Below are 8,786 nucleotides of genomic sequence, written 5' to 3' on the forward strand. Positions count from 1 at the left end.
ATCTCCGAGTTATGAACCTGTCAAAATTCTTCATCGACCGCCCCATCTTCGCCGGTGTCCTGTCGGTCCTGATTCTTGTCGCCGGGCTGATCGCGCTGCGCTCCATGCCGATCTCGGAATATCCGGAAGTGGTGCCGCCGCAGATCGTCGTGCGCGCCAACTACCCCGGCGCCAATCCGCGCGTCATCGCCGAAACCGTGGCCACGCCCATCGAGGAGGCGATCAACGGCGTCGAGGACATGCTCTATATGAGCAGCCAGGCGACCACCGACGGGCTGATGACGCTGACCGTCACCTTCAAGCTGGGCACCGATGCCGACAAGGCCCAGCAGCTGGTGCAGAACCGGGTCTCCCAGGCCGAGCCGCGCCTGCCGGAAGAGGTTCGCCGCCTTGGCATCACCACGGTGAAAAGCTCGCCGGACCTGATGATGGTCGTGCATCTGCTGTCGCCCAACGACCGCTACGACATGACCTATCTGCGCAATTATGCCGTGCTCAATGTGCGGGACCGGCTGGCGCGCATCGACGGCGTGGGCCAGGTGCAGCTGTTCGGCTCCGGCGATTATTCGATGCGGGTCTGGCTCGACCCGCAGAAAGTGGCCGAGCTGGGCCTGTCGGCCGGCGACGTGGTGAACGAGATTCGCGCCCAGAACGTGCAGGCCGCCGCCGGCGTGGTCGGCGCCTCGCCCAGCGTGCCGGGCATCGACCTGCAACTCTCCGTCAATGCCCAGGGCAGGCTGGAGAGCGAGGAGGAATTCGGCGAGATCATCGTGAAGTCCGGCGACGACGGCCAGGTGACCCGCCTGAAGGACATCGCGCGCATCGAGATGGGCGCCGCCGAATATTCCCTGCGCTCGCTGCTGAACAACAAGCCGGCCGTCGCCGTGCCGGTGTTCCAGTCGCCCGGCTCCAACGCCATCGAGATCTCCGACCAGGTCCGCGTGGTGATGGACGAAATCCAGCAGAGCATGCCGGAAGGCGTGGAATACCAGATCGTCTACGACACCACGCAATTCGTGCGCGCCTCCATCGACGCCGTGGTGATGACACTGCTGGAAGCCGTGCTGCTGGTCGTGCTGGTGGTGATCCTGTTCCTGCAGACCTGGCGGGCCTCGATCATCCCGCTGCTGGCGGTGCCGGTCTCCATCGTCGGCACCTTCGCGGTGATGTATGTCTTCGGCTTCTCGATCAATGCGCTGACGCTGTTCGGCCTGGTGTTGGCCATCGGCATCGTGGTCGACGACGCCATCGTCGTGGTGGAAAATGTCGAGCGCAATATCGAGGAGGGCTTAAGCCCGGTCGACGCCACCTACCGCGCCATGCGGGAGGTCTCCGGGCCGATCATCGCCATCGCCCTGGTGCTGGTGGCGGTGTTCGTGCCGCTGGCCTTTATCACCGGCCTGACCGGCCAGTTCTACAAGCAGTTCGCGCTGACCATCTCGATCTCCACCATCATCTCGGCGGTGAATTCGCTGACGCTCTCCCCGGCGCTGGCCGCCCTGCTGCTGCGCTCGCACGATGCGCCGAAGGACGCGCTGAGCCGGTTCATGGACAAGACGCTGGGCTGGCTGTTCCGCGGCTTCAACCGCGGTTTCAGCCGCGGCACCCGCGCCTATAGCGGCAGCGTGCGCGGCGTGATCTCGCGCAAGACGCTGATGATGGCGGTCTATCTGCTGCTGGTCGGCCTCACCGCCGGACTGTTCAAGACCGTGCCGGGCGGCTTCGTGCCGGGCCAGGACAAGCAGTATCTGGTCGGCTTCGCGCAATTGCCCGACGGCGCCACGCTGGACCGCACGGAAGAGGTGATCCGCAAGATGGGCGACATCGCCCTGCAGCAGCCGGGCGTGCGCGACGCCATCGCCTTCCCCGGCCTGTCGATCAACGGCTTCACCAACAGCTCCAACGCCGGCATCGTGTTCGTCGGGCTGGACGATTTCGACAAGCGCAAGGATCCGGCGCTGGGCGGCAACGCCATCGCCATGCAGCTGAACCAGAAATTCGCCGGTATCGAGGAAGCCTTCATCGCCATGTTCCCGCCGCCCCCGGTGCAGGGGCTGGGCACCATCGGCGGCTTCAAGCTGCAATTGCAGGACCGCACCGGCCAGGGCTATGCCGCCCTGGACGAGGTGACCAAGGCCTTCGTCGGCCGCGCCCATCAGACGCCGGAGCTGGCGGGCGTGTTCTCCAGCTACCAGGTGAACGTGCCGCAGCTCTATGCCGATATCGACCGCACGCGGGCGCGCCAGCTCGGCGTCTCCGTCACCGACGTGTTCGAGACGCTGCAAATCTATCTCGGCTCGCTCTATGTGAACGACTTCAACAAATTCGGCCGCACCTATTCGGTGCGCGTGCAGGCCGATGCGCAATATCGCGCCCGGGCCGAGGATATCGGGCGGCTCCAGGTGCGCTCCGGCAATGGCGAGATGGTGCCGCTATCCGCCGTGCTGCGGGTGCAGACGGCGGCCGGGCCGGAACGCGCGATGCGCTATAACGGCTTCCTGACCGCAGACGTGAATGGCGGGGCAGCCCCCGGCTATTCCACCGGCGAGGCGCAGGACGCCATCGCCCGCATCGCCGCCGAGACGCTGCCGGCCGGCATGTCCTACGAATGGACAGAGCTGACCTACCAGGAAATCCTGGCCGGCAATTCGGCGCTGTGGGTGTTCCCCCTGGCCCTGCTGCTGGTATTCCTGGTGCTGGCCGCGCAGTACGAAAGCCTGACCCTGCCGATCGCGATCATCCTGATCGTGCCGATGGGGCTGCTGGCGGCGATGACCGGCGTCTGGCTCAGCGGCGGCGACAATAACGTCTTCACCCAGATCGGCCTGATCGTGCTGGTGGGCTTGTCGGCGAAGAACGCCATCCTGATCGTGGAGTTCGCCCGCGAGCTGGAATTCGCCGGCCGCACACCGGTGGAGGCCGCCATCGAGGCCAGCCGGCTGCGGCTGCGGCCGATCCTGATGACCTCGCTGGCCTTCATCATGGGCGTGGTGCCGCTGGTGATCTCGACCGGCGCCGGCGCGGAGATGCGCCAGGCCATGGGCATCGCCGTGTTCTCGGGCATGATCGGCGTCACTATCTTCGGCATCTTCCTGACGCCGGTATTCTATGTGCTGCTGCGCCGCCTGGCCGGCAACCGCCCGCTGAAGCACCTGCGCGGCGCGTCAGAGGACGCACCGGCCTCCCCGCTGGCCCACACCGAACATTCGGCGTGAGCGGGCGGCGGCTTCAGCTCGCCGCGCTGTAGGAGCTGAAGCCGCCGCGCGCCACGATGGGCGCGCGCATGGCCGGGGCCTTGGCGACGCTGCTGGCGCTGTTGACCATGGTGCGGCCCAGCCCGTCGCTGACCTTGGAGCCGGTGCCGGTGAAGAAGCCCGACGCGCCGTTGCGCTGATAGACCGGCTGCGCGGCGACCGAGGAGCTGCGCAGGCTGTTGGCCAGCATGTAGCCCATCATGAAGGGGATGAAGGTGGAGCCGGCGCTGGCCTGCTGCTGCTCGCCCGCAGCGCCACCCGCAACCCCACCCGTAACCCCACTGGGCTCGCAGCGGCCAGGGCCAAATTCCTGCTCGCAATCCTCCTTGGCCTGGAAGCGCGGCGCGGTTTCTTCATGCACCTGCCGGGCGGCGGCGAGGCTTTTCTCGCACTCCGCTACCGGGTTCTCCAGGGCGCAACGCTCGACCGTGTCGTAGACGCCGGTCTGAATCTCCTCGCCGCAGGCCGTCAGCGCGACCACGCTGGCGCTCATGAACAGCAGCTTGATGGAGCGGCTTCTACGCATTGTCGGACTCCTTGACGAAATAATGAGGCACGAAGCGGCTGAGGTTGAAGGTGACGATGCCGTCATCCTCGCGAAGGCAAATGCCGGCCGGCTGCCCGGCCACGATCCAACTGCCGATGACGACATAGCCCGTCTCGAATTTCGGCGGCGGCGCATATTCCTGGAATATGGTGCGCTCCGCGCCGTATTCACCGCCGGTGTCCTGAATCAAGGCCCCATCGGTCGAATAGATGCGGATATTCTGCCCCTCGCGGCTGAAGATCGGCTTTTCCACATAGGCTGCCGCGTCCCCGGCCGGCCGCTCCCAGGAGGCGGCCAGCAGCAGCTCGTGACCGGGAAACAGCTCCCATAGCAGCGGCAGCAGCCCCTTGTTGCTGAGGATCATTTTCCACGCCGGCTCGATCAGGAACCGGCCGCTGTTCAGCAGCGTCGGCGCCATCGTGCTGCGCGCCATGGTCTCCCAGGGGATCAGCTTGAACAGGCGCTGGATGAGCTGGCCGTCGCGGGCGTCGCGCAGCCAGTTCTCGGCGCAGACGCCAATATCGGCGGCGTCCAGCTTGACCGTGCGGATGCCCGCCTGCTGCGCGCAGTCGATCAGATAATCGACCGTGCCCTCATCCTCGCGCGCCGCATGGGCGCTGGCCATGTAGAGCGTCTTGTTTCCGGCCAGCACCGGCAGCGCGTCGCACAGCCTCTCATGCAGCGAGTTGAACTGGTCGCTCGCCGCCGGCAGCAGGCCGGCCTGGCGCTGCTCCTCCAGCCACAGCCACTGCACCACGCTCGATTCGTACAGCCCGGTCGGCGTGTCGGCGTTGAATTCGTAGAGCTTGATCTGGTCGGCCTCGAAGCGCAGGTCGAAGCGACCGTACAAATCCTTGTCGCCCTCGCGCCAGGATTGCCGCACCAGATCGTGCAGGGCGGCCGGAATTTGCAGCTTGTCGAGCAGGCCGGGCGTATCGCAGGCGACGTCCACGGCGCGCATGCACAGGCCGTATAATTCCGCCGTGGCGTCGTCGAGCCGGTCGATTTCCGCCTCGCTCAACGCATAGGCGTAGGATTCGGTCCAGTAGGCGGCACCGTACATGGTGTGCCAATCGAAGCCGATCTGCTCGCAGCGCGCGCGCCAATCCGGACGCTCCGGCAGGTCCACCCGCCTCATGCCGCCAAAACTTTCCTGGCTTTCCCCACCGGCCGCGCCTCTTTTTTATTTTTCGCGGGCACTCTAACGGCTTTTGCCGTCCTGTCCGCTATTTTCATTCGCCTCACATCAACAGCTCGCCCCGGCGAAGCGCGGCCAAATCCTCCCGCACCATCATCTCGACCAACTGCTCCAGCGAGACGGATGGCTGCCAGCCCAACAGCCGCCTGGCCTTCGAATAGTCGCCGACCAGCTCGTCGACCTCGGCCGGTCGCCGCAAATTCGGATCGATCCGCACCAGCACGCGCCCGGATCGCGCGTCGCGCCCCACGGTCTGCGCGCCTTCACCCTCCCAGGCGATCCGATAGCCGCAGGCCGCCGCGGCGGCCTCGACAAACGCGCGCACATTGGTCTTGCGGCCGGTGGCGAGCACGTAATCGCCCGGCCGGTCCTGCTGCAGCATCTGGTGGATGCCGCGCACATAATCGCCGGCATAGCCCCAGTCCCGCTCGGCATCCAGATTGCCCAGCGCCAGCACCTGATCGCCGCCCTCGACCCTCTCGGCGAAGGCGGCGGTGATCTTGCGGGTCACGAATTCCCGGCCGCGCAGCGGGCTCTCATGGTTGAACAGAATGCCGGACGAGGCATGCAGCCCGAAGGAGTCGCGGAAATTGACGGTTATCCAATGCCCGTACAGCTTGGCCACGCCATATGGGCTGCGCGGATGAAACGGCGTGGTCTCCGACTGGGTGGGCGACTGGACGCGGCCGAACATCTCCGAGGTCGAGGCCTGGTAGAAGCGGGTCTCCGGACTGACCGTCTGGATCGCCTCCAGGATGCGGGCGACCGCGATGCCGTCCACCTCGCCGGTGAAGACCGGCTGCTCGAAAGAGACGCCGACAAAGCTCTGGGCGGCCAGATTGTAGAATTCATCCGGCCTGATCCTCGCGATGCAGCGCTGGATGTTGGAATATTCCAGCAGCTCGAACGGCACCATCTCGACCTCGCGGTCGATGCCCAGCCGCTTCAGCCGCCAGCGATTGACCGACGCGCTCCGGCGATAAGCGCCATAGACCTTGTAACCCTTTTCCAGCAGCAGCTTCGACAGATAGGCGCCATCCTGGCCTAGCACACCGGTCACGAACGCGGTTTTCATGAAAGCCCGTCTCCACGCTGCCTTTATCCCCGCCACGCCGGCTGCCGACGTGGCGGGGCAGGACATCAGCTTAGCGCATGAGTTCGTTCAGGCTCCAGGTATCGAGGAAGGCGGTGACCCGGGTGATCTTTCCCTCGGCGAGGACGAGGTGCCAGGCATAGCTGTTACGGTAGGAATCACCGTTCTTCGCGGTGGCCGTACCGTCCCACATCACCACCACATGCTCGCCCTGGGCGACGATCTGCTTTACGTCCGGCGTGATCGGCGTCGCCAGGCGGCCGACGATGGGGCGCACCGCGCGCTCCAGGAAATCCTCGCGCGTTTCGTAAGTGCCGGAGTACGGGCTGATGCCGGCGACGACCCACACGGCATCGTCGGACAGCAGGTCGAACACGCTGCCGCGCCCTTGCCGCCAATTGTCGAAAGCCTGCTGGACCAGGGCGGTGTTCGTGGCTTCCTGCGTTGCGCTTTGCGATGCCTTGGCCGGCAGCAACGGCGCGGCCGCCAGGAAAACCGCGCAAACTAGGGCGAGATGGAATCGGCCGATATTCTGGATAAGCATGAACAATCTCCTTCATGTGCGCCCGCTGCCGCGGGCCTGGGTTCAGTCGGACTTGTTTCGGGACGCCGTCTCGCGCCGCAACACCATGCCGCCGTGATAAAGCACGTCGTCGATGAAGGTTCCGTCGGCCGTGAAGCCGGTATCGTCGACATACTCGATGCGGTTGCCGGTCACGGTGTAGCGACCCTGATAGGCGCTGACGCGGTTGCCCCGCGCTTCGTCATAGCGGCCGTTCGGCAGCAATTCGTGCCGGATATGGCCATCGGCGGTGACCCACATCCCGGTATAGGGATGGGCCGTTTGCTCGGACTGGCTGGCGCTGCCTTGCGCCAAGCTCTGCGGGGCGGCAAGCGCGCCCGGGACGGTCGCCAGCAAGGCGACCGCAATGATCTGCAAGCGAAGCATCGATCTCTCCTTCTTCATTGTTCAGGAAGCGGCTGTGGGGCGAACGACGATCTCGTTCACATCGACATCGCCCGGCTGCTCGATCGCATAGCGAACCGCGCGGGCAATGGCGTCGGGCGTCAGCGCGATGGCGCGATAGGTCTTCATCGCGTCCGCCGCGACCGGATCGGTGATGGTCGAGGCCAGTTCGCTCTCCACCACGCCGGGATGGATGCAGGTGACGCGCAGGGCGTCATTCTCCTGCCGCAACCCGTCGGAAATGGCGCGCACCGCGTATTTCGTGGCGCAATAGACTGCGGCGGTGGGCACCACGGACAGCGCGCCGATCGACGCGATGTTGATGATGTGTCCCGACCGGCGCGCCGTCATGCCGGGCAGCACGGCGGCGATGCCGTAAAGCACGCCCTTGATGTTGACATCCACCATCCGGTCCCATTCATCGACCTTCAGCGAGGCCATGAGAGAGAGCGGCATGACGCCGGCATTATTGATCATGACGTCGACGCGGCCCCATTCGGCACAGGCGGCGTCGACCAGTTGCTGAACCTCGTCACGGCGGGTGACATCGACCTGGCGGGCTTGAACGGCGCCGCCTTCCCAGCTCAGCTCTTTCGCGATTGCCTCCAGCCGTTCGGTGCGGCGGGCGCCGAGCATCACCTTGGCGCCATGCTCCGAAAGATCGCGGGCGATGGCCTCGCCGATCCCGCTTGAGGCGCCGGTGACCACGACAACTTTGTCGAGCGACATTTTGCATTCCTCTGAAGTTCGTGTTCAGAAGAAGGTAGGCGCTGATCATTGGCATGAGAATTTGCTGATTCTTATATTCTCTGGTAAGACCTCCTAACCAATGATGCCGGACCTTAAATCGATAAACGTCTTCGTCGCCGTTGCCGAGGCGCGCAGCTTTCGCGCGGCCGCGGATCGCCTTGGCGTCACGCGCTCGGCCGTCAGCCAGGCGATCAATGGCCTGGAGGCGCGGCTCGGCGTGGCGCTGTTCCAGCGCACGACACGGAGCGTCAATCTTACCGAGGCGGGCAGCCAGCTCTACCAGACGATAGGCCCCGCGCTTTCGGACATCACGACGGCCTTGCAGAAGACCATCGACCGGACCGAGCGGCCGGCCGGTCAGCTTCGCCTTGCGGTGTCGTCGATTGCCGAGACGTTTCTGTCCGGCCCGCTGCTGGCCTCCTTCGCGCGGACCTATCCGGACATCCAGCTCGATATCGTCATCACCGACGAGGAGCATGACATCGTCGCCGAGGGGTACGATGCCGGCGTCCGCCTCGGCGAGGTGATCGAGCAGGATATGATCGCCATCCCGGTGTCCGACGATCAGCGCCAGGTCGCCGTGTGCGCGCCCAGCTATCTGGCGCGGGTCGACCCGCCGACGCATCCCCGCGACCTGGTGCATCATCGCTGCGTCGGATGGCGGCCGGCGCCGGGGGTGGCCCCCTACCGATGGGAATTTTCCGAGAATGGGCGGGATTTCGACGTCGCCGTCAACCCGGAGATCACGACGAACGACATGCAACTGATGATCCGCCTGGCCTGCATGGGCGCCGGCGTCACCGTCGGCATGGAGGAGAGCTTCCGCCCCTGGCTGGCGCGCGGCGAGCTGGTTATGCTGCTGGAGGAATTCTGCCCGAGCTTTCCAGGCTTCTTTCTTTATTTCTCCAGCCGCCGCAACCTTGCGCCGAAACTCCGGGCGCTCGTCGACTTCGTCAAAAGCCGATAAAGCGTCTCAA

Annotated in this window: 8 protein-coding genes; 2 read left to right on the plus strand and 6 right to left on the minus strand. The window is 65.3% G+C overall.

Features of this window, described 5'->3' with window-relative positions:
- The first annotated feature begins 11 nt into the window (after positions 1–11).
- Complete coding sequence (locus tag AUP43_RS16910) at positions 12–3,215, plus strand: efflux RND transporter permease subunit (RefSeq protein ID WP_067559852.1); 3,204 nt, start codon at positions 12–14, stop codon at positions 3,213–3,215.
- 13 nt (positions 3,216–3,228) lie between these two features.
- Here AUP43_RS16910 and AUP43_RS16915 read toward each other — a convergent pair whose 3' ends face one another.
- The 6 genes from AUP43_RS16915 to AUP43_RS16940 form a co-directional block, all read right to left on the minus strand.
- The gene (locus AUP43_RS16915; RefSeq protein WP_067559854.1) at positions 3,229–3,780 is read right to left on the minus strand and encodes a DUF1190 domain-containing protein; all 552 of its coding nucleotides are present in this window, start codon (positions 3,778–3,780) and stop codon (positions 3,229–3,231) included.
- Complete coding sequence (locus tag AUP43_RS16920; protein WP_067559856.1) at positions 3,773–4,939, minus strand: glutathionylspermidine synthase family protein; 1,167 nt, start codon at positions 4,937–4,939, stop codon at positions 3,773–3,775. The genes AUP43_RS16915 and AUP43_RS16920 overlap by 8 nt, the downstream gene beginning before the upstream one ends.
- 103 nt (positions 4,940–5,042) lie before the next feature.
- Positions 5,043–6,074: a GDP-mannose 4,6-dehydratase gene (gene gmd / locus AUP43_RS16925; protein ID WP_067559858.1), complete on the minus strand. Its 1,032-nt coding sequence runs from the start codon at positions 6,072–6,074 to the stop codon at positions 5,043–5,045.
- Positions 6,075–6,144: 70 nt separating this feature from the next.
- Positions 6,145–6,636 carry a nuclear transport factor 2 family protein gene (locus AUP43_RS16930; protein WP_067559860.1) on the minus strand — a complete coding sequence of 164 codons (492 nt, stop codon included), beginning with the start codon at positions 6,634–6,636 and terminating at the stop codon, positions 6,145–6,147.
- A gap of 42 nt (positions 6,637–6,678) precedes the next feature.
- Positions 6,679–7,041: an Atu4866 domain-containing protein gene (locus tag AUP43_RS16935; RefSeq protein ID WP_067559862.1), complete on the minus strand. Its 363-nt coding sequence runs from the start codon at positions 7,039–7,041 to the stop codon at positions 6,679–6,681.
- Positions 7,042–7,062: 21 nt separating this feature from the next.
- On the minus strand, positions 7,063–7,788 hold the full coding sequence (locus AUP43_RS16940; protein WP_067559864.1) for an SDR family oxidoreductase: 726 nt from the start codon (positions 7,786–7,788) through the stop codon (positions 7,063–7,065).
- 100 nt (positions 7,789–7,888) lie between these two features.
- On the opposite strand from AUP43_RS16940, the gene AUP43_RS16945 reads away from it, so the two are divergent.
- Positions 7,889–8,776: a LysR family transcriptional regulator gene (locus tag AUP43_RS16945; RefSeq protein WP_067559866.1), complete on the plus strand. Its 888-nt coding sequence runs from the start codon at positions 7,889–7,891 to the stop codon at positions 8,774–8,776.
- Positions 8,777–8,786: the final 10 nt, after the last annotated feature.

The organism is Oceanibaculum pacificum, assembly GCF_001618175.1.
GTDB classification, from domain to species: domain Bacteria; phylum Pseudomonadota; class Alphaproteobacteria; order Oceanibaculales; family Oceanibaculaceae; genus Oceanibaculum; species Oceanibaculum pacificum.